Origin of the sequence: Photorhabdus sp. HUG-39, from assembly GCF_963878365.1 — a bacterium.
Classification (GTDB): Bacteria; Pseudomonadota; Gammaproteobacteria; order Enterobacterales; family Enterobacteriaceae; genus Photorhabdus; species Photorhabdus kayaii.
The window spans coordinates 62,294-84,812 of record NZ_CAWNWY010000001.1 but is presented as its reverse complement, the minus strand read 5'-3'; the positions used below and the strand labels follow the sequence as shown (position 1 = coordinate 84,812).

The window sequence follows — 22,519 nt, the reverse complement described above, 5'->3', positions numbered from 1 at the left end:
CCTTATTTATTTCAAATTAATACGTTATTAATATAACGACAGCAGGTAATATTCACTAATACTTAATATGTCTAGTCTGAAAGAAAAAAACGATGATGCTTATTTTTATTCTTGCAGATATTTATTTTCAACAACATCTATTAAGTGCAATAATAATTCTGATGTGTTGTCTTTTCGCCATGCCATTATTAACTCTATTGTGGGAGAATATCCTGATAATGGCCGGCAAATAACGGCATCTGTCATGATGCTGGTAATATAGAAGGGTACTATTGCACACCCTAAATTTAGACTAACCATGTTTAAAATTAATAGCATATTATTAGCAGTTTGAATAATATTAGGTACGACATTATGTTCAGTAAAATAATTTTCTATAATCTGTTGTAATACACCAGATTGTGTTGGATCAGGAGTAATAAAATTTTCTCCTTGTAGGTCGTTGACTGAAATTTTCTCACAGTATCTTAGCCTGTGATTAGCAGGCATCAGAACCACCAGCGGTTCATTAAGAATGACTTTAAAATCAATAGAATCACTCTTTATTGGCGGGCGCATGAAAGCGACATCAATGTCACCTTGTAATAATTTCTCTTCTTGTCCTGGATTAAATAAACTAATAAGTTCTACTTTTGCTCCAGGATGAGCCAAGCGAAATATTGGGATGACTTCAGGTAATACTTTAACTTCTGCTGATGGGACAAATCCGATGGTTAGCACAATTTGTTCTTGTGCCGCTCTGCGGGCCATTTTTTTTGCTTTCTCTGCATTTTCAAGAATAAGCCGGGCTTGTTGTAAAAAAACTTCTCCGGCTTTGGTTAGAGAGACTCTGCGTTTATTTCTCTCTAATAGTGTAGAACCAATATAATCTTCTAAATCTTTTATTTGTTGACTTAGCGAAGGCTGTGCAGTATGCAATTTTTTTGCGGCCTTAGTAAAGTTTAATTCTTCTGCCACCGCAATAAAATAGCGTAAGTGTCTTAATTCCATTGCTGTTTCCTCACATATCGAAAAAAAGTCTTAATTTAAACAAACAATGTATTTCACAAAATATTAATCTATTAATAGCATTCATTTTGCATGTTGGCAAAAAGTCAACTTTTCTTTTACTTGAGGACTGAATAATATGACATTGAGCAAAGATTCAGATATTTACCGCCTGATTGATGCCCGAGCCGGTCGTGTAACTCCTCAGATTTATATCGATCCCGAGCTCTATCAATTAGAACTCGAAAGAATATTTGGCCGTTGTTGGCTGTTTCTAGCTCATCAGAGCCAAATTCCCAATCCGGGTGATTTTTTCAATACTTATATGGGAGAGGACAGTGTTGTTGTTGTCCGTCAGAAAAATGGTTCCGTTAAAGCTTTCCTAAATCAATGTCGCCATCGTTCCATGCGGGTTTGTTACGCGGATAGCGGTAATACCCGTGCCTTTACTTGCCCTTATCATGGTTGGTCATATGGTGTGGACGGTCGATTAATCGACGTTCCGTTGGAAGCGTGCGCTTATCCACATGGGCTTTGCAAAGAGCAATGGGGACTTCAGGAAGTGCCGTGTGTGGAAAATTATAAAGGATTGATTTTCGGTAACTGGGATACGACATCCCCCTCCTTGATTGATTATCTCGGTGATATGGCTTGGTATCTTGATGGTGTGCTTGATCGCCGCGAAGGAGGGACCGAAGTGATTGGTGGTGTGCAAAAATGGCTCATCAATTGTAATTGGAAATTACCCGCTGAACAGTTTGCCGGTGATCAATACCATGCTTTATTCAGTCATGCCTCCGCTGTACAGGTTTTGAGCGTAAAGGATGGCGACGATAAAAAAGCATTAGGTGCTGATCAGACTTCACGACCAGTTTGGGAAACGGCAAAAGATGCCGTGCAATTTGCTCAGAATGGTCACGGTTGTGGATTTTTCTTGACCGAAAAACCCGATGCCAACGTTTGGGTTGATGGTGCCGTTGCCCGTTACTACCGTGAAACCTATGCTGAGGCAGAGCAGCGGTTGGGAAAAGTCAGGGCACTGCGTCTTGCCGGTCACAACAATATTTTCCCGACACTTTCCTGGCTTAACGGTACTGCAACCATGCGGGTGTGGCATCCACGTGGACCTGATCAGGTGGAAGTTTGGGCGTTCTGCATCGCAGATAAAGCCGCTTCTCTGGAAGTAAAAGCCGCTTTTGAAAACAGTGCTACCCGTGCATTTGGTCCGGCAGGTTTTCTCGAACAGGATGATTCAGAAAATTGGGTGGAAATTCAGAAGGTACTTAGAGGTTACAAAGCCCGTAACAGCACCTTGTGTATGGAAATGAGATTGGGACAAGAAAGAGTGCGGGATGATGGAATTCCAGGTGTGACCAATTATGTTTTTTCCGAAACCGTTGCCCGTGGCATGTATCAGCGTTGGGCTGACTTACTCACCAGTGAAACCTGGGATGAGATAGAGGAAAAAAGCCGGGTTTATCAGCAGGAGTTGGTCAAATGAAAGAGTTAATTGTTAATCAGGAAAAAAGAGTATCGCCGGAACTGCACTATGAAATAAGCCAGTTCTTGTATTACGAAATTACATTACTGGATGAGTGGAGATTTCGCGATTGGCTTGAGTTGTTATCAGAAGATCTCAGCTATACCATGCGTACCATTGTTAATGCCCAAACCCGCGATCGCCGTAAGAGTATCCAGCCGCCAACCACTTGGTTGTTCAATGACAATAAATTTCAGCTTGAACGCCGGATAGCTCGGTTGGAGACCGGTATGGCATGGGCAGAGGAACCCCCATCCCGTACACGTCATCTACTGACAAACTTAGTGATTACTGAAACGGATTTGCCTGACCAATTTCATATTCAGTCCAATTATTTGCTGTACCGTTCACAAAAAGAGCGAGATGAAGCTTTTTATGTTGGTAAGCGGCTGGATTGTGTTCGCCGTAATCCGAAAACGGATAGCTGGCTGATTTGCAAACGTGAAATTACCTTGGATCAGGCAGTCTTAACTTTCCATAACTTGAGTGTCTTATTCTGATGAGTCAATTATTCGTATGTACTGTTGAAGAATTGCCCGACGGAGGAGCGCGTAAGGTTGAATACACACCGGATATTGCGTTGTTTCACTATGATGGCGAATTCTTTGCTGTTGATGACCGGTGCAGTCATGGTAATGCCTCTATATCCGAAGGGTATTTGGAAGACAATGCGACAGTTGAGTGTCCACTGCATACGGCCAGTTTTTGTCTTAGAACCGGGAAGGCACTTTGCCTTCCTGCTACAGATCCATTGAAGACCTATCCTGTTGTTGTTAAAGACGGAAACATTTATATCACTGTATCGGAGGAGCAATAATGAGTTGGATCAAAGATCAAGTCATTTTATTAACAGGCGGTGGCTCCGGTTTAGGTTTGGCTTTAATAGAGCGTTTTATTGCTGAAGGCGCCAAAGTGGGCGTTTTGGAGTTATCGGCAGAAAAAGCGACAGCTTTGGCACACTGTTTTGGTAACGATATCTGTGTTATTCACGGTGATGTTGTCTCTTTTGAGGACAATGAGCGAGCAGTGGCTGAAACTGTTCGGTGTTTTGGCAAACTAGACTGCTTTGTTGGTAATGCCGGGATATGGGATCACAAAATTAGCCTGCTTGACGCCTCACCAGAGCAGATTGATAAAGGATTTGATGAGCTGATGGGGGTTAACCTGAAAGGGTATATTCTAGGGGCTAAAGCCGCGTTACCGGCGCTAACCGCATCAGAAGGCAGCATGATTTTTACGTTGTCAAACTCGTCATGGTTTTCTGGTGGTGGAGGGGTGTTGTATACCGCCAGCAAGCACGGTGCGGTCGGCATGATCCGCCAGTTAGCTTATGAATTAGCGCCAGTTATCAGGGTTAATGGTGTTGCGCCTTGTGGTATGCCAAGTGATCTTCGTGGGGCGGCTTCACTATCTCAGCAAGATAGATGCATTACAGATAACCTGTCATTAGAAAGTCTCAGTGCAATTTTACCTTTGCAATTCATACCTCAGCCAAAAGATTTCACCGGTCCGTATGTCATGTTGGCTTCCCGTGCCAATAACCGCACTTTAACGGGGGTGATGATAACGGCTGATGCCGGATTAAGTATCCGTGGCATTCGCCAAACGACAGCGGGAGTGATGTCTCCGACCAAGAAGGAGAGTTCAGATGACCGTTAAATTGATTTGTACTTCACACACACCTTTGATGGGTTTTGGTTCTCCGCCTGAAGCGACGGAAAAGCATGTTCGGCAGGTTTTTCAGCAATTGGCTGAACAGATAAAGGACTACGATCCACAATTGATAGTGATTTTCGCTCCCGACCATTTTAATGGTTTTTTTTATGATCTCATGCCGGCATTTTGCGTTGGAGTAAGAGCGAATGCAGTGGGGGATTGGGATATTGGTAAAGGCCCACTCAATGTTCCTGAAAACACCGCGAAGGATTTAATTTCTGCCTTATATAATTCAGGGATTGATGTGGCTCACTCCTGGCGTATGCAGGTCGATCATGGCTTTACTCAGCCATTGATGCTGCTTTGCCAGAATTTACAGCGTTATCCAACTATCCCAATATTTATTAACTGTGCAGCTAAACCATTGCCGACCTGCCGTCGTGCTGTTGAGTTAGGTCGTGCAGTGGGTCAATTCCTATTCACAACAGATCAACGGGTATTGCTGTTAGGCTCTGGTGGCTTATCACATGATCCCCCGATACCACAAATGGGACAGGTTCCGCCGGAAGTTGAAGAAGGGTTGATTGCCGGGAGAAATCCGACAAAAGAAGCGCGTCAAAAACGGCAAATCCGGGTAATTAAGGTTGGAAAATCGTTGGCTCGTGGCGAGAATATCGTTGCTCCGTTGAATCCACAGTGGGATGACGAGTTATTGCGTATTTTTTGTAGTGGCGATATTCGGCGTCTTGCTTCGTTAACCGAGGGAGGAATCGCCATTCAGGGCGGGAAAGGTGGACAGGAAATTCGCTGTTGGATTGCGGCTTTTGCGGCACTTTCTATTTATGGCGAATATAAAGCGCAACGGCATTATTACCAACCTATTAAGGAGTGGCTGGCAGGGATGGCAATGGTCAGTGCTCAACCTGTCACTCAGATAGGAGCATAATATGCGGAATCAGACTTTTATTATCGTTGGAGCAGGGCAAGCGGGAGCTATGGCTGCCGCAACCTTAAGGCAGCAGCAGTTTGATGGCGATATTATTTTAATTGGTAAGGAATATCATGCGCCTTACGAGCGGCCAATTTTATCAAAAGACTATTTAATCAACCCAGAGGAAGCGCCTAAATACCTGTTCTCCGAAGATTTTTATCTGGAAAACCAGATAGATCTGCGCATAGGCCAGTTGGTCAGCCAGATTATGCCATCGAAACATTGTGTTGTTTTAGAAAATGGCGGCAAGCTCAGGTATGACAAACTCCTGCTCACTATGGGGGCAAGAGCCAGACGATTTCCGCTGCTCGATCAGCTGGGTGAAAATATTTATACCTTGAGGACGCTGGATGATGCGCAACGTTTACGCCAGGCGGTGAAAAAAGACAAACGGATTTTGATTGTTGGTGGTGGTGTGATTGGCCTGGAACTGGCGGCAACCTCTTGTGAATTGGGGGCAAACGTGACGGTTATCGAACAGGCAGATAACATCATGGGGCGTTGTGCTCCTCCATTATTGCAGGATTATCTTTTGAATCGTCATCAGGAAAAAGGGGTACAATTCTTCCTTGATACCAACATTGTTTCCGCACAAAAACAAGGGAGTGAATTAGTGCTTATATTGAACACCGGTGAAAAGGTGATCGGAGATATTATTATTTATGGTATCGGCGCTGAATTCAGGGATCAGCTTGCCGCTGATGCTGGTTTGGTGACTGATGGCGGTATCGTCATTGACAGCCGTTGCCAGACTTCTGAACCGGATATTTTTGCTGCCGGGGATGTTTGCCTTCAGAGAGAACCGCTGACAGGTGATCTACAGCGCCGTGAAACTTGGGAAAATGCTAACCGTCAGGCGACCATCGCCGCGCATGCCATGATGGGGTTGGCCCCCCCGCAGCCAGGCGCGCCGTGGTTCTGGACTGATCAATGGGGCATTAACATCCAAATGGTTGGTAACATGCAGGCTGAAGAGTGGCATATTCAGGGTGATTTGCAATCAGATAAGGCCATTTTATTTGGTACAGAAAATGAAGTTTTAGTCGGTGCTGTGGCGATTAATCAGGGAAGGGAAATGCGCAATTTACGGAAATTACTTGCTAATCCTGCGGTTGTTCCGGCGTAGTTTTATTGACAATGAATGATTTTATTATTGCCTCTGAAAAAGATTACGGTTAAAAACCGTAATCTCAGATTGCTGACGAACCCCATTTAAAAAGTGGGGTTCTGTTGATGTCAATCATATTGTTGTCGTGTGGGGGCTTTTAGTATATCGAGGTATCGATTTTCCAGTACCTCTATTAGATCAAAGACCGGCTCCCGATGGTTAGCACTTTTGTCATTAATCCGATGGGGCTATTAAGGCCCTACATGATGTTTACTGACTTCATTTTCTAGCGCTTGATTTACGAAAGCATTAATCGTCACATCTTCTTCAAATGCTACTCTTCCTCAGACTTTCCCACCAGAAACGCTCTCGCTTGACTTGGCCGGGGGCCATTGCTGGGCCGCATGGAGCACGCGCAGCACAACTACCGTACCGCTTTCATCCTTGATGCGATAGACAATCACATAATTAGGCCGCACGACGATTTCACGGGTACCGTGCACACGGCCGGGGCGGTACAGTTTAGGCCGCTGCGCAGCGAGTTCGATTTTAGCATCAAAGTCTGCGTCAAGCTCAAGCGCGGCGCTGGGGTTGTTTTGTGCGATGTAATCAAAGATACGTTCTCGATCTGCTTCCGCGATCTTTCGCCAAATGATTTTCATGCGCGACCCTGTACAATGCGTTTACGCAAGGCTTCACGTTTGGCGGCAAATTTGGCCTTGACATCAGTGTGAGGGATACCCGGTCCGGGTTCATCTATGGCTTGCTGCACCTGCTCACGAAACCACGCATCATATGCAGCAGCCTCGTGGGTACGCTTGAGCGCTTCGGCACGATCTGGCCTGCGCGTTGAGGTATTGGGGGGAGCGGGGGCGTAGTTTGATGAATCCACGTCGAAGCGGGCAATGCCAATTTTTTTAAGGTAGGAAACCAGCGTTTCGAACTTGCGGAACAGCCGCACATTGCGGCTGCGCTGTGCGGCCAGTGGTCGCTCGTGCATTCCATAGCGCACCATCACGGCCCAGCCGCCTGGCTGGCCTACGATGTGCGCTCCTTTAACGGCTCCGGCCTCCACTAGATGTGAGAGGGTGCCGTGGTCAATAGTTTCAGCCATGTTGTCACCTCGCAATTTCTAAATATTTCACAATGTAGACTACTGTAATTTATAGAGCAAATTATAGTAAATTGCAAAGCGATTTATTATTTATCACCCAATAACTGAACGGAAAACAGGCAGTTTTCCTTGCCACATAAATGCCCCACAGTTTTTTATGCTCTCGCCCATTTTCGCGGGTTGCAGAAAATGCAAATACAGTATCTAACCCCCTGACGGGCGATTGAATCGAGTCAATGAGGAAAATGGGTTGTATTAGGATTCATTATGAAAAGAACAGACCCCATTATTTTCAATGAGGTTTGTCAGCGGTCTGAGATTACGGTTAAAAACCGTAATCTTTATTTTAATCTTACAAACATCTCTTATTAATGATTAATAACATAGAGATCTTTCGATGACATAAGACCAAGTGGACTGATATAATATCCGCCAATATAAGGTTTTATTAATTTGGCACTAACATAGTAATAAATAGGAATTGACGGGACATCTTTTGTAAGAATATCTTGTGCTTGCTGGAAATATTCTATGTTGTTTGTTGCTTTGGCTTTACTGATCAGATCATCATAAATATCATTATGATATAATGATATAATGATATAATGATATAATGATATAATGATATAATGATATAATGATATAATGATATAATGATATAATGATATAATGATATAATGATATAATGATATAATGATATAATGATATAATGATATAATGATGTATTATTAGAACTATTGGTGACAAAATTATTTAAAAACGAAGCATATTTAAAAAATAGGATAGCGGTTGCTCTAATGTTACTTCTACCGTTAAATTATCCAATGCTTTTACACCTAATTCATTGGCTTTTTTCTTACCAGCAAGAATATCTTTGGCATTTACTATATACATGTTTTCAATATAACTGCCATACGGGGATGCCATTTGGGGATCAATTAAACGTCTCCAACTAAAAACCACATCATGAGCGGTAATAGGTGAACCGTCAGACCATTTTATTCCTTCTCTTAGATGAAATACCCAGGTTTTATTATCGTTGGTTTCCCAACGGATCGCTAAATTAGGATTAAACTTACCATCATTTCCTATACTAATTAATCCACTAAAAAAGTCGTTTATAATATCAAACTCAACATCACTTTCAACTTTATGCACGTCAAGAGAAGCAGGTTCTGAGCCATTATGACGAACAATATTCTGGTTGGTTGCCAGTTGTGTACCGGGTGGAATAATTGCTGCATGAGCTAATGTCAAGCTTCCAAGCACAATTCCTGTGAATAAGGATATGTTTTTTATTGTTTTTTTCATCATGATTTTTCCAGTAATAACGCGTTTTTTCAGATTGATACTACAAATTGGGCAATACCCGATATTATTTCTTCTGTAAATGGGATTTTAGTTTTAAATTTAATGGAACAAAGACGTACGCGAATGGTATTCGGCCAGATCCTATGGTTGTATTCAATAGTCAGAGCTTCCTGTTTATGACTTGTTCTACCAAGAGGAATGAGTAGTGGTCAAGCATATTCACATGTTTATAACTGTAACTAAACGGCTATAACTTGGCTTCGTCCCATGAATTTTTTGTAAATACTCAATTGACAGAACTCTGATCAACTTCTACCTTTATTTTTAACTACGGTTAAAAAGGGGGAAAGAATATGGCTACTCTTGAACAGATTTTAGAAGATCTAAACGAACTTGATTTCATACAAGCACAAGACAATGTTGAAGTTATGCGGAATGAGGAAGGCTGTTTCGTTCATGTTCGAATGATCGCTTATGATGATTTGGTCTAATTATAAATAGGGGGGATTTGATTCGACAGTATCCCCTCTTTTTTTCAAAGGGGGTATAGTATGATACACCTCATTGGTATTAACGAGGTTTACAGAAATCTAGCTGTTCTTAGTGCATTAAAATCAAAAACGGCTCCCAAAACGTCTGAAGAATTGGAGCTTGGATTTCATAATTTTTTAAAGGGCTATCAACCCAACGTTCCGCGGTTAGAGAGTGTAGGAACTCAGATAGTCGAGGATCCTGAAATGGAAGACAAGCTGGTAGAGCTTTATCGAACAGACGCTTTGTTAAATGATAGAGATCAATCGTCTCTGATTGGCGATAGTCTAAAAGACGATGTTCGTAAGCAACGACTGGAGTTTTTGTTAGCTGCATTAGAAGAATTGAAGCTAAGGATGCCACAGATATACGCTGTATTTCAGATGGCGATAGATAGTTTATTTCTGAGAGACTCAAAGAATTCAGGGGGCGGTTCCACCTCGAATGCTGTGGGTGTGATTTGGATCAACAGCCGTAAACACTGGCACGTACAAGATCTCACGGAATTATTGGTCCATGAACTTACTCATAATTTAGTTTTTATAGACGAACTCCGATATTTGCACTTCCATGACTACAAGCTTCTCCAGAATGAAGCCAATTTTGCAAAATCAGCAATACTCAACATTAAGCGCCCTATCGATAAAGTCTTTCATAGTATCGTCGTAGCTGTAGAAGTTCTTTTGGTGAGACGAAACTATCTCGGAGAACCAGAAAAATGCCACGTTCATCCGCCATCGGATAAGATGCTTATACAGGCGCTGGAAGCATTAAATTCTTTGGCCGATCTTCCTAATTATAAGGATTTAATCACGGAAAGAGGCCAGTCAATTATGCAGAAGTGTCAGGGGTATCTTGATCTGATGGTAGGACGAGAGAAGAAGCTTGCATAATGGTTGAAATAAAAGGCTCTATGGAAGCATTTCCGCTTTTGTACCATTCGAGAATGCTTGCTGATGAACATCGTTTGAACTGCTTCAAAACTGCAATCGATAGGATTGTTCAAGAGGATTCTCATGTAGTTGATTTGGGGGGAGGAACTGGAGTTCTAACTCAGATGTTAGCTCAGAAAACTAATGGATTAGTTACTTATATAGACATGTTGGAAGCTAGTAGTATTGTTGCTCAAATACTCAATAGGGGCTTAAGAAAAAATATCCAGTACATTAGCAAAAAATCTTTTGATGTCCAGTTGAAGAATCCGCCGGATGTTCTTGTGACAGAAACCTTGGGTTATTTTGGAATCGACGAGGGTATTGTTGAGATCTGCCACGATTTTTGTACTAGACACTCAAGTATCAAAGTGCTGATTCCTTCTAAAGTGAGTCTTAAATATCAATTTATACACTTGCCTGAACTGAACGCTGATTTTGATCTTTTATTGAGTAGTTACGCCTCTCGATTTGGTCCTGTCCCGGCAGAACTAGTGTCCGGGTTTGAATGTTTATTCTGCAATTTAATTAGAAAAAAATTATCAAATCAGATGGAGTGGAAGTCTGCTCTGAACCAAAACTTATTCGCCGATTTAATCTTGGACTGGATAAGAGCTCAGATATAGAGTATTCCGTCGAATGCAAGGCGTCTCAACGTGCAAATGCTATCCATTTTTATTTTGAGGCTGAGCTTGCAGACGGAGTTAAGTTAAGTAATTACGTATTCGAACCTAAGACGCATTGGCTTCACAGTTATGCAGGAATTCCCAGAGGAATTTCCAGTGGACAATTGAAGTTTGTATCTACTGAAAGAAAAATAAGATTAAGATGGAAGTAAAAAAGTCGGCTATTGAATTTTTAATTAATAAAGCATTTGCTTTTGCTTTGCTTTTTCTTATTGTCCAACAGTTGATTGTGGCTTCCTCTACTTATTGGATAGCGGGGCTGGCAAAACAGGTAAGTGCTAATGAGAATTTTACTCTGTATCTTGTCCTTTTTATACTTTCTCTTACACTCGTCTATATTCCTTCTAGCTTAGCTGCGGTTTTTCTTGAGAAGTCTAAGTTTCTTGCACTTGAAAAATATGTAGAAAGGTTTCGTCTTAATTTCTGGAATCGGGCTTCTATTCGAACGAGTAAAGAGTTTAAAGACTATCATTTGCCCTATGTGTCCTCAGAAGGGTTTCTGGTTTTTAATGAAAGTTCCAAATTTATCTTTGATTGGGCCTCTGTTGTTCTAAATGTTTCATTGAATGTACTTGCTCTTTCTCTTGTCCTTGATACGTCGATTGCATGGTCCTACCTTGTTGGTCTTGCCTTTGTTTCGAGCGTCATTTTTTTCTTTAGAAAAAGAATTCATGTAAAGGGCGCAGAAGCACAATCTGCCAGAACAGCCCTTCAACGTGTTTTATCTTTGGCGTGGGACAATTTCCTATTGGGCAATAAATACAACCAGTCTCTTTATCAAAGTGAACTGAAAGTCCGACAGAGTTTGGCTTTAGGAACAGCCGTCCGTAGCCAATACTGGAATAATCTTGCTTCAGCGTTGGGAATGCTACTAATGATGGCACCGGTACTTGTCTGGACAAGTGTTCTCTTCTTGGAAAATATGGACAATCCTTCTGTTCTCACGGTTCTAGTTGCAACCTTACCTCGCCAGGTTCTTATTCTTCAGCACGCGTATGTCGTGATTTTCTATTCTACGAGTTGGTCGGCATTGAGTGCGAGGCTCAAGGGGCTAGGACAGGCTGCAGAAACTCCAAAGACATCGCAGAATTTGGAGGAACGAATCCAATGGAATCGTTTGAAATACGAAACTCATGGCACTTTGCCAGACTTGGCAAGTTTAAAAGAACTTATTATTAAGCCAGTCCCGTCGTCTGGCCGAATCACAATTAGAGGGCCGAATGGAGTGGGTAAGTCTACTTTTCTTTGCTGGCTCAAGGAGCAATTGGGTGAATCGGCTTATTACCTTCCGGCACATCATGAACTTGTTTTTGAAAAAACTAATGAAAGGAATCTGTCGACTGGGCAGGAACTGCGGGAATTTCTTAAGGAAATCTCTGTTAAAGCAGTGGATAAGATAGAGATCCTGATGTTAGATGAGTGGGATGCTAATTTAGATCTTCAATCTCGTCAGGTATTCAGCAAGCTTATCGATAAGCTAAGTGAGTCTTTGCTGATTGTGGAGGTTCGCCACAACGTGTAAGCGACTCTTTGGGAGTACCCTTTTTATCGACGGTGAGGGTATCGAACTGCTGCTTTATCACTGAGTCAGGGCTTGCCTCAGATTTTGTTACCACTGAACACTCCTGTATCCTTGCCTGTTTCAGCCATATACCCGTTATCTTTCAAGTTGCCTCTTTGTTGGCTGCACTCGCTCACCCCGGTCACATAGTTACCTATGCTCCCGGGGATTCACTCCCTTGCCGTCGCGATGCATCTTGAAATCCATTGGGTATATATCCGTTATCTTTCAAGTTGCCTCTTTGTTGGCTGCACTCGCTCACCCCAGTCACATAGTTATCTATGCTCCCGGGGATTCTCTCCCTTGCCGTCGCGATCCATCTTGAAATCTATAGGGTATATGTTGTCTCCGGTGTTATTACATTAACTGGACAATGAAGATGCACAGTGCTGTGTATTTATCCAGTTATGGGCAGTATATTACAAACAAGGGGACAGGGTATATGTTTTGATGCAGATTTGATGTAGAGAAAGATTGGGCAATGTACCTCAGTACTTATTCACAGGAATGATGTGAAATATTTACTATTTCTCTTTTCTTTAATTACATTGTTAGATTATTAATATAATCATTGAATTCATATGTTATGAAATAAACAACTGCGCAATAATTAAAGTCATTATTTATATTTTGTTTTTATACAATGATGTGCTTTATTAAACAGAATAATGAGTTAATGGTAAATAAATTTTTAGGATTTACCATGATAATACAGTCTAATATGGTGTAATCAATTATTTTGTAGGCTGAATATAATGATATTAAAATAATAATATATTTGTTTATGGATATTTATCATCGGTTTTATTACATGGGTAAAATAATCTATCAGTTAGTTTTACGTAATTCACAAATAACGATTATATTAGCCAGGAGTATTGAAAATACTTATTTATGATTATGGTGATATGTCTTCATTAGCCTATTTTATAGCTAGAAAAATTGACATTATCAATCTATGTATAAATGGTAACCAATATGCAGAGAACTCAAAGAGTTGTTATTACAGGTATGGGCGCCGTAACACCAATTGGTGAAGATATTGAATCATGTTGGCAAAGTATTATCGAGAAACAACATCAATTTCGCAGAATTGAATTTCCTAACTCATTCATTAATTCACGTTTCTTTTCTTTCCTTGCACCCAATCCATCACGTTATCAGTTATTACCAAAAAAGTTGACTCATATGCTTTCTGACTGCGGAAAAATGGCGTTGAAAGCGACTTATCAAGCTTTTACCCAAGCATTTGGCGTGAACGTATCACCTGTTGAATATTACGATAAATACGAATGTGGGATCATACTTGGTAGTGGCTGGGGAGCTGTCGATAATGCCGGAGATCATGCCTGCCAGTATAAGGAAGTTAAATTAGCTCATCCCATGAGTAATCTTATCACCATGCCAAGTTCCATGACGGCGGCGTGTTCGATCATGTATGGACTACGTGGTTATCAGAATACCATTATGGCTGCTTGCGCAACGGGTACAATGGCGATAGGTGATGCCTTTGAAATTATTCGCTCAGGGCGGGCAAAATGTATGATTGCCGGGGCTGCTGAATCACTTATTCGAGAATGTAATATTTGGAGTATTGATGTACTGAATGCATTGTCGAAAGAGCAAACGGACCCCAATCTCGCATGTTGCCCATTTAGTCTTGATCGCTCTGGATTTGTATTGGCCGAAGGAGCGGCGGTGGTTTGTCTGGAAGATTATGATTCGGCCGTCGCGCGTGGGGCAACGATTCTGGCCGAAATCAAAGGTTACGCTCAATATTCAGACGCCGCTAATTTAACCCGGCCGACAGAAGATATTGAACCTAAAATATTATCGATAACCAAAGCCATCGAGCAGGCGCAGATTTCGCTGGAAGATATTGACTATATTAATGCTCATGGTACTTCGACACCGTTAAATGATCTTTATGAAACTCAGGCAATTAAAGCAGCACTAGGCCAATATGCTTATCAGGTACCTATATCAAGCACAAAATCTTATACCGGTCATCTGATTGCTGCCGCCGGTAGTTTCGAAACTATTGTCTGTGTAAAGGCATTAACTGAAAATTGCTTGCCAGCAACATTGAATTTACATCGGGCTGATCCAGATTGCGACCTTAATTATTTACCTAATCAACATTGCTACACCGCTCAACCAGAAGTGGCGCTTAATATCAGTGCAGGTTTTGGGGGACATAACGCTGCGTTGGTTATCTCTAAGGTAAGGTAACTGATATGTTGATTTTTGAAATGGAAGATATTGAACATTGGTCGAATTTCTCTGGGGATTTTAATCCTATCCATTATTCGGAGAAAAGTGAATTTTTGCACAATATGCAGCAGTACCCCGTGCAGGGAATGTTGAGTCTGCTTTATGTCAGGCAACAGTTATCTCAATTAACTTCCGCTTTTACATCTGGAATACTGAATATTGATACGTCATTCCGTCAATATGTTTATACTGGATTACCACATCAGTTGAGAATTGATACTAAAATCAAAACGTTTAAATTGGAAAATCCGTGCGGAAAAAGTGCGTTATCCGGCAATACCAGTGTAGAAAATACAACGGAGTCAATTGAAAATTGGATTGTTCAAGATAACTGCCCAAAATTGACGATAACAAGGAAAGGAGTTTGTGAAAAATATGCTGTCTTTAGACATTATTTCCCCAGTGTCACATCTATTGGATGGTTTCTGGATGCGCTTGCTTTTCATCTTGTTATTAATTCGACAAGTTTTCTTGATTTTGAACACTACCATTTTAACCATTTACAGGATTATCTGAATCGATCTTTTACTTTGCATACCGGACAAGCGATTAAGATCAGGGAGGACATTGTTAATAGTACGATATTACTATCTTCTCCGGATGTTTGTGTTGAATTAAATCCTCCTTTATTGATTAAGAATGGCCCTAAAGATTATATCCGTATTTTTTATTATCGATGTTTATATGATAAAAACCCTATTTTTGTATCAAAGATTTCAATTATCTCTAAGATGAAATAAAAGGAAAGCGAAATGCCAACACAAAGTGATATCTTTACTGCAATAAAAAATAGAATATTAATGATGAAGGATATAGAAGAGGAAGAGATAACACCAGAATCTTATTTTGCTTCACTTAAATTTGACAGCCTTGACTATGTGGAAATTCAAGTGTTTGTATTGGAAACGTATGGCATTATGCTTAAAGCTGAACTTTTTTCAGATCATTCTATTTCAACATTAGATGATCTCACTGGTTATGTAAAATCAAAACTGTAAGCTGAATTTTGATTTAATACTGTTTTTTCACCACTAATATGAAGAGGTTATAATGAACATTCTAGAGCAAGGTAAGGTTGCTGCTTTATATTCAGCATATTCAGAAACAGAAGGTTCTTCGTGGGTTGGAAATTTGTGCTGTTTCTCAATTGATCGAGAACATTTACCTATTATCGTGAATGGGCGTCGTTTCTTGATTGAATTTGTTATTCCAGATCATTTACTTGATAAAACTGTTAAACCAAGAATATTCGATTTGGATATCAATAAACAGTTTTTACTGCGCCGTGACCATCGTGAGATAAATATTTATCTTTTAGGTGAAGGCAATTTTATGGATAGGACGACGACAGACAGAAAATTATTCGAATTAAATGAAGATGGTTCACTATTTATTAAGACGTTACGCCATGCGCTTGGTAAATATGTTTCTATCAATCCTTCAACCACGCAATTTATCTTTTTTGCACAAGGGAAATACAGCGAATTTATCATGAACGCCTTGAAGGAATTTGAAGACGATTTATCAAAACGTTATCGTGTCAGAATTATTCCTGAATTGCAAGGGCCATATTATGGCTTTGAACTTGATATTATTTCTATTACAGCTTAATTCACAATATTATGGAGAATGTTATGGAAAAGAAAATAACAACATTTACCATTGAAAAAACTGATGATAGTTTTTATGCTAATGGGCGTCATCAATGTATGGTGAAAATCTCTGTACTTAAACAAGAATATAGGAATGGTGATTGGGTAAAATTAGCATTGAGTGATGCTGAAAAAAGATCGATTCAGGTAGCAGCATTAAGTGATAGCCTTATATATGATCAATTAAAAATGCCTTCAAGTTGGACAACGTCAGAGACAAGAAATAGATATGATCTTGGGTTATTAAATGGTGTTTATCGTATTGATGCTTCTATTGATGAGCCGGCAGTAGATCATGCGGGAGATTGCTGTACAAATGAAAGCTATCAGAACAGTGTGAAGAGTGTTCCTGAATATATCTATCGTTATGTTAGTAGTAGTAGAACAAGTACAGAGTATCTAATGGCAAAAATAACCTTCGAAGATACGGATGGGAAACGCACACTAACAACGAATATGTCGGTTGGTGATGAAATTTTTGACAGCAAGATCTTATTGAAAGCCATTGCTCCTTATGCAATTAATACAAATCAATTGCATGAGAGTATTAATACATTGTTTGATAAAACAGAAGAGCCAACCAAATCGGATACCCATCATCAAACAATTAACCTTTATCGCTGGACATTGCCATATCATTTGAGGATTCTTGAAGGAAATAACGAGACTGTTAATAGAATATATGCCCTTGGTAAGGACTCATCAAATGATAGATTCCTGACAAGAGGAAGGGTATTTAAACGAGGTACTTCATATGTGAGTGCACGTGATAATGTGAGTGGAGGATGTGTTATGGACCATTCTTATACCGTAACTATTCCAGACACGCAGCTTGCTGCTGAAGTGCTCCATGTGACAGGATGTTCATGGACGAGTGGTTATTATGATGGATATCATGATGTTACAATCATTGATAACTACGGTTGCCAGCATAAATTTAGAATATCCTCGGTTAATATCGGACGTTCGTTAAGTATCGCAAGAATAAGCTAATTATTGAATAACGTTTTTATCTATTGCTGGTAATCACATGTGTGTTTACCAGCAATTAAGATATTCCATTATTGAAATAGGAATATAGCGATATATGTTATTGTACATAAATGAATGGTTAAATGGATATTTTTTTCTGTGTTCTTAATTAATCAAACAGGAAATTTAAAATGAAAATTAATGATATATATTCCAATGCTTTTAATTTTGGATCTTATATTAACACTGGTGTTGATCCCAGAACAGGTCAATATAGCGCAAATATCAATATTATCACGTTAAGACCAAATAATGTCGGTAATGTTGAACAGGTACTTAACTTATCATTCTCGCCATTAACAACGTTAAATAATGGGTTTGGTATTGGCTGGAGATTTTCATTAACAACATTGGATGTAAAAACACTCACATTTAGCCGGGCAAATGGGGAGCAATTTAAATGTAAGCCATTGCCACCTAATAATAATGACATTAGCTTTAAAGATAAAAAATTAAAAGATTTACGCGTATATAAACTCGATAGTAACACTTTCTATGTTTATAATAAGAATGGTATTATAGAAACACTTAAACGAATTGGATCGAGTGACATTGCAAAAACGGTTGCATTTGAATTTCCAGATGGTGAAGCATTTGATTTAATTTATAATTCAAGGTTTGCATTATCCGAAATAAAATACCGTGTGACGGGTAAAACTTATCTTAAACTCAATTACTCTGGAAATAATTGTACATCAGTCGAATACCCTGATGATAATAATATCTCTGCGAAAATCGCATTCGATTATCGCAATGATTATCTCATTACTGTGACTGTACCTTATGATGCTTCTGGTCCTATTGATTCTGTCAGATTTAAGATGACCTATCAGACATTAAAAGGAATATTTCCGGTTATTAGCGCTTTTCGTACACCAACAGGTTATGTTGAGCTGGTGAGTTATAAGGAGAATGGACATAAAGTGACGGACACGGAATCTATTCCTTATGCTGCTGCACTGACTATTCAACCTGGTAATGGGCAGCCTGCGATCAGCAAATCCTATGAATATAGTTCAGTACATAATTTCTTGGGCTATTCTTCTGGCCGGACAAGCTTTGATTCCAGTCAAGATAATTTGTATCTGGTTACAGGGAAATATACCTATTCATCCATTGAACGTGTTTTAAACGGTCAAAATGTTATTTCAGTAACAGAAAGGGTGTTTGATAAATTTCATTTAATGACCAAAGAAGCAAAAACACAAGATAATAAGAGGATCACAACAGAAATTACTTACAATGAAGATCCGTCAAAAAGCTTTTCCGAACAACCAGAAAATTTACAACAACCCTCTCATGTGTTAACGCGTTACACAGACTTACAGACCAATACTTCACGAGAAGAGAGCGTTAATATTAAAAGTGATGATTGGGGAAATACTCTACTTATTACTGAGACCAGTGGGATACAGAAAGAATACGTTTATTATCCGGTGAATGGTGAAGGTAATAATTGTCCTGCCGATCCATTGGGTTTTTCCCGGTTTTTAAAATCAGTGACGCAAAAAGGATCACCTGATGCTGCTCAAAGTGTCGCAAATAGAGTAACTTACTACACGTATCAAAAACTGCCCACTTTTACCGGCGCTTATGTTAAGGAATATGTCAGTAAAGCTTCAGAAACGATAGACAGTAAAATAGTGAGGACCTTTAACTATGTTAATTCACCGGCAAACAAATCTCATGGTTCATTAGCAAAAATAACGTCGGTGATGAATAACCAGCAAACGGTTACCACGTTTAAATATGAATATTCAGATAGTGAGATGATCACAAATTCTACGGTGACGGGTTTTGATGGTGCACATATGGAATCGAAAAATGTGACCTCCATTTATACACATCGGCAACTCCGTAAAGTTGATGTAAACCATGTCATTACGGACCAGTCTTATGATCTTTCCGGCAGAATTATAGGACAAATTATTGACCCCGGCACGACAAAAGAAATTAAACGTAATTATGTTTATCAATATCCCGGTGGTGACGAAAATGATTTTTGGCCGGTGATGATAGAAATTGATTCTCAAGGCATCAGACGTAAAACCCATTACGATGGAATGGGGCGTATTTGTTCGATTGAAGAACAAGATGATGATGGTATTTGGGGCACATCGAGGATTTATCAAGGCACATATCGAAAAGTTCTTGCCAGACAATATGATGTTTTGGGGCAATTGGTCAAAGAGATTTCAAATGATTGGTTATGGGATTTATCTGCTAATCCTTTGACTCGCTTGACGACTCCTTTGGTTACAACGAAAACCTATCAATATGATGGTTGGGGAAATCGTTACAGTACTGAGTATAGTGATGGTCGGATAGAGCTGGAAATCCATGACCCTATTACGAGGACAATTACTCAAGGGGTCAAAGGGTTGGGAATGTTAACTATTCAGCAAAATAACTTTGAGCAGCCTGCTTCAATTAAAGTTGTGTATCCTGATGGTGCGATATATAGCACTCGTACCTATCGTTATGATGGATTTGGTCGTACGGTGACTGAAACAGATGCGGAAGGTTACGCTACCCAAATTGAGTACGATCTATTTGATCGTATAGTGAAAAAAACGTTGCCAGACAGAACAATATTAGAATCTGCTTATGCAAGCTTTAGCCATGAAGAATTAATTTCTGCACTGAATGTGAATGGAACACAATTGGGTTTATTAGCTTATGATGGTCTTGGGCGGGTAATCAGCGATACGGTGGGTGGTCGCAAAACGGAATATTTATATGGATCTCAAGGTGACAAACCTATTCAGTCTGTCACGCCTGCGCATAATAAACAAAACATCGATTATCTTTACTCTCTCGGCAGTGTGATGTCCAAATTTACCACAGAGATAAGCCAACAAAACTTTCATTACCATCCGAAAACGGGGGCATTATTATCTGCGACAGAAGGCGTATCCCAGAGCAATTACAGTTATTTTCCATCGGGTGTATTACAGCACGAATCATTTTCGCGGGATAATAAACCGATTTCATCGGGCGATTACCGTTATACGATGTCTGGTTTAATTCAACGTCATAAAGATAGTTTTGCTCATGATCATGTTTATAGCTACGATGCCCAAGGAAGATTAGTTAAAACAGAACAGAGTTCGCAATACGCTACATTTGAATATGACAATGTTGGACGGCTAATAACAACGACGACAAAAGACACAACGTCATTATCCCAATTAGTCACAAAAATTGAATACGATGCTTTTGATCGAGAGATAAAACGCTCGCTAATTAGTGACTTCTCAATACAAGTCATTACCTTAAGCTATACAAAGAATAATCAAATCAGTCAACGTATCACCTCCGTCGATGGAGTGGTTATAAAAAATGAACGTTATCAATATGATAGTAATCAGCGCTTAAGCCAGTACCAATGCGAGGGAGAACAATCTCCGGTTGATCATACTGGTCGAGTGTTAAATCAGCAAATTTACCATTATGACCAATGGGGTAATATCAAACGGCTTGATAATACATATCAAGATGGTAAAGAAACAGTGGATTATCATTTCAGTCAAGCCGATCCAACCCAACTTATTCGTATTACCAGTGATAAACAGCAAATAGAGTTAAGCTATGATGCTAACGGTAATCTAACACGCGACGAAAAAGGGCAAACGCTCATTTACGATCAGAATAATCGCCTGATACAGGTCAAAGACCGGCTGGGTAATCTGGTGTGCAACTACCAGTATGATGCATTGAACAAATTAACCGCACAAGTTTTAGCGAATGGTACGGTTAATCGTCAACATTATGCTTCAGGTAACGTGGCGAATGTTCAATTGGGTGATGAAGCGATTACTTGGCTGAATAGTGATAAACAACGGCTTGGTCATCAGAGCACCAAGAATGGTCAGTCAGTCTACTATCAATATGGCACTGACCATAATAGTACGGTTATAGCCAGTCAGAACGAAAACGAGTTGATGGCTTTATCCTACACACCTTATGGCTTTAGGAGTTTAATTTCTTCATTACCGGGTTTGAATGGAGCGCAGGTCGATCCAGTAACAGGCTGGTATTTCTTAGGTAACGGATATCGTGTTTTCAATCCGGTGCTCATGAGATTTCATAGTCCCGACAGTTGGAGCCCCTTTGGTCGGGGAGGGGTTAATCCCTACACTTATTGCCAGGGCGATCCCATAAACCGGATTGATCTGAACGGTCATCTTAGTGCTGGCGGGATATTAGGCATTGTGCTAGGGGCAATTGGTGTCATTGTTGGGATTGTGTCTCTGGGGGCTGGCGCGGCAATTAGTGCGGGTCTCATTGCCGCGGGGGGAGCTCTGGGGGCGATTGCTTCTACCAGTACACTTGCAGTTACTGCGACCGTCATTGGATTGGCTGCCGATACGATAGGGATTGCGTCAGCGGCATTATCAGAAAAAGATCCGAAAACATCTGGGATATTAAATTGGATTAGTGCAGGGTTGGGGGTTTTAAGCTTTGGCATCAGTGCAATAACCTTTACCTCTTCGCTGATAAAATCGGCACGGAATGGTTCTCAGGTAGCCAGCACGGGTGTTATCGGGTCAGTACCTATTGAATTTGGTGAAATTGCCAGCCGTTCTAGCCGACGCTGGGATATCGCTTTATCCACGGTGTCATTGAGTGCTAATGCTGTGGCGCTCTCTACCGGAATAGCAGCTTCTGCTGTTGCAGATAACAATGCGAATGCCGCTAATATCTTGGGATGGATCTCTGTAGGTTTTGGGGCTGTATCAACAACGGCGGGGCTAATTAATCTTGCGCGTACAGCTTATGCAGTGAATCATCATACTTGGGAACTCAGCTCATCGGCAGGCACTTCTGAAGGAAGCGAAGCCTATACGTTGTCTCGTTTTGCACAATTGGAGCCAGAAGCGATAAATGTTCATCCCTCTATTCGAGCCGTTGAAGTGAACCAAGCATTTCGAAATAGTACCGGAAATCTATTTAGCCAATCGTCCATTGAAACCCGTAATGTGTTACGAGGCCGTTTGACCATATAAAGATTCTGGGAGGTGATTGTTAAATCTCAGGAAAAATAACTAGGGGGCGACGTCTGTGTCGCCTTTTATGAGAAGTCGATCGTTGCGTAATCGAGCTAAAATTCCAAAAGGTTTTTAAGGTATTAATCTGGCGTA

19 protein-coding genes and 1 pseudogene are annotated in these 22,519 nt (G+C 40.4%); 16 read left to right on the top strand and 4 right to left on the bottom strand.

Going from position 1 to position 22,519, the window contains the following annotated elements; genetic code table 11:
- Positions 1-105: 105 nt before the first annotated feature.
- Positions 106-990 carry a DNA-binding transcriptional regulator HcaR gene (hcaR, locus tag AAC155_RS00390; protein WP_011146455.1) on the bottom strand — a complete coding sequence of 295 codons (885 nt, stop codon included), beginning with the start codon at positions 988-990 and terminating at the stop codon, positions 106-108.
- 136 nt (positions 991-1,126) lie between these two features.
- Here hcaR and hcaE point away from each other — a divergent pair, with 136 nt between their 5' ends.
- The 6 genes from hcaE to hcaD are packed head-to-tail and all read left to right on the top strand — an operon-like array spanning position 1,127 to position 6,300.
- Complete coding sequence (gene hcaE / locus AAC155_RS00385; protein WP_113040587.1) at positions 1,127-2,488, top strand: 3-phenylpropionate/cinnamic acid dioxygenase subunit alpha; 1,362 nt, start codon at positions 1,127-1,129, stop codon at positions 2,486-2,488.
- On the top strand, positions 2,485-3,027 hold the full coding sequence (hcaF, locus tag AAC155_RS00380; protein ID WP_113040586.1) for a 3-phenylpropionate/cinnamic acid dioxygenase subunit beta: 543 nt from the start codon (positions 2,485-2,487) through the stop codon (positions 3,025-3,027). The genes hcaE and hcaF overlap by 4 nt, the downstream gene beginning before the upstream one ends.
- Positions 3,027-3,344: a 3-phenylpropionate/cinnamic acid dioxygenase ferredoxin subunit gene (gene hcaC / locus AAC155_RS00375; RefSeq protein ID WP_011146458.1), complete on the top strand. Its 318-nt coding sequence runs from the start codon at positions 3,027-3,029 to the stop codon at positions 3,342-3,344. The genes hcaF and hcaC overlap by 1 nt, the downstream gene beginning before the upstream one ends.
- Positions 3,344-4,186 carry a 3-phenylpropionate-dihydrodiol/cinnamic acid-dihydrodiol dehydrogenase gene (hcaB, locus tag AAC155_RS00370; protein ID WP_011146459.1) on the top strand — a complete coding sequence of 281 codons (843 nt, stop codon included), beginning with the start codon at positions 3,344-3,346 and terminating at the stop codon, positions 4,184-4,186. Before hcaC ends, hcaB begins: the two co-directional genes overlap by 1 nt.
- On the top strand, positions 4,176-5,129 hold the full coding sequence (locus AAC155_RS00365) for a 3-carboxyethylcatechol 2,3-dioxygenase (protein ID WP_113040585.1): 954 nt from the start codon (positions 4,176-4,178) through the stop codon (positions 5,127-5,129). Before hcaB ends, AAC155_RS00365 begins: the two co-directional genes overlap by 11 nt.
- A gap of 1 nt (position 5,130) precedes the next feature.
- The gene (gene hcaD / locus AAC155_RS00360) at positions 5,131-6,300 is read left to right on the top strand and encodes a phenylpropionate dioxygenase ferredoxin reductase subunit (RefSeq protein ID WP_113040584.1); all 1,170 of its coding nucleotides are present in this window, start codon (positions 5,131-5,133) and stop codon (positions 6,298-6,300) included.
- A gap of 326 nt (positions 6,301-6,626) precedes the next feature.
- Here the strand turns inward: hcaD and AAC155_RS00355 are convergent, their stop codons facing one another.
- The 3 genes and pseudogenes from AAC155_RS00355 to AAC155_RS00345 all read right to left on the bottom strand — a co-directional run.
- Complete coding sequence (locus AAC155_RS00355) at positions 6,627-6,944, bottom strand: type II toxin-antitoxin system RelE/ParE family toxin (RefSeq protein ID WP_011146462.1); 318 nt, start codon at positions 6,942-6,944, stop codon at positions 6,627-6,629.
- Entirely contained in the window at positions 6,941-7,396 is a 456-nt protein-coding gene (locus AAC155_RS00350; RefSeq protein WP_011144683.1) for an antitoxin PaaA2 family protein, read from the bottom strand. Before AAC155_RS00350 ends, AAC155_RS00355 begins: the two co-directional genes overlap by 4 nt.
- A gap of 762 nt (positions 7,397-8,158) precedes the next feature.
- A pseudogene (locus tag AAC155_RS00345) lies at positions 8,159-8,710 on the bottom strand (ABC transporter substrate-binding protein); the annotation flags it as partial.
- A gap of 350 nt (positions 8,711-9,060) precedes the next feature.
- On the opposite strand from AAC155_RS00345, the gene AAC155_RS00340 reads away from it, so the two are divergent.
- The 10 genes from AAC155_RS00340 to AAC155_RS00295 all read left to right on the top strand — a co-directional run bounded on the left by AAC155_RS00340 (position 9,061) and on the right by AAC155_RS00295 (position 22,384).
- The gene (locus AAC155_RS00340) at positions 9,061-9,198 is read left to right on the top strand and encodes a hypothetical protein (RefSeq protein ID WP_011146464.1); all 138 of its coding nucleotides are present in this window, start codon (positions 9,061-9,063) and stop codon (positions 9,196-9,198) included.
- A gap of 60 nt (positions 9,199-9,258) precedes the next feature.
- Positions 9,259-10,131, top strand: a complete 873-nt coding sequence (locus AAC155_RS00335; protein ID WP_011146465.1) for an aKG-HExxH-type peptide beta-hydroxylase — start codon at positions 9,259-9,261, stop codon at positions 10,129-10,131.
- Entirely contained in the window at positions 10,131-10,796 is a 666-nt protein-coding gene (locus AAC155_RS00330) for a class I SAM-dependent methyltransferase (protein ID WP_113040583.1), read from the top strand. The genes AAC155_RS00335 and AAC155_RS00330 overlap by 1 nt, the downstream gene beginning before the upstream one ends.
- 202 nt (positions 10,797-10,998) lie before the next feature.
- A complete protein-coding gene (locus tag AAC155_RS00325) occupies positions 10,999-12,378 on the top strand; it encodes an ATP-binding cassette domain-containing protein (RefSeq protein ID WP_011146467.1) in 1,380 nt (459 codons plus the stop codon).
- Positions 12,379-13,395: 1,017 nt separating this feature from the next.
- A complete protein-coding gene (locus tag AAC155_RS00320; RefSeq protein WP_228902239.1) occupies positions 13,396-14,649 on the top strand; it encodes a beta-ketoacyl-[acyl-carrier-protein] synthase family protein in 1,254 nt (417 codons plus the stop codon).
- A 5-nt stretch (positions 14,650-14,654) separates the two neighbouring features.
- Positions 14,655-15,431, top strand: a complete 777-nt coding sequence (locus tag AAC155_RS00315; RefSeq protein WP_113040581.1) for a hypothetical protein — start codon at positions 14,655-14,657, stop codon at positions 15,429-15,431.
- A 12-nt stretch (positions 15,432-15,443) separates the two neighbouring features.
- On the top strand, positions 15,444-15,689 hold the full coding sequence (locus tag AAC155_RS00310) for an acyl carrier protein (RefSeq protein ID WP_113040580.1): 246 nt from the start codon (positions 15,444-15,446) through the stop codon (positions 15,687-15,689).
- Between the two features lie 52 nt (positions 15,690-15,741).
- Positions 15,742-16,302, top strand: coding sequence for a hypothetical protein (locus AAC155_RS00305; RefSeq protein ID WP_113040579.1), 561 nt, complete (start codon positions 15,742-15,744; stop codon positions 16,300-16,302).
- Positions 16,303-16,325: 23 nt separating this feature from the next.
- Positions 16,326-17,336 (top strand): hypothetical protein, encoded by a 1,011-nt coding sequence (locus tag AAC155_RS00300; RefSeq protein ID WP_113040578.1) that lies wholly within the window; start codon positions 16,326-16,328, stop codon positions 17,334-17,336.
- 170 nt (positions 17,337-17,506) lie between these two features.
- Positions 17,507-22,384 (top strand): RHS repeat domain-containing protein, encoded by a 4,878-nt coding sequence (locus AAC155_RS00295; RefSeq protein ID WP_113040577.1) that lies wholly within the window; start codon positions 17,507-17,509, stop codon positions 22,382-22,384.
- Positions 22,385-22,519 lie beyond the last annotated feature (135 nt).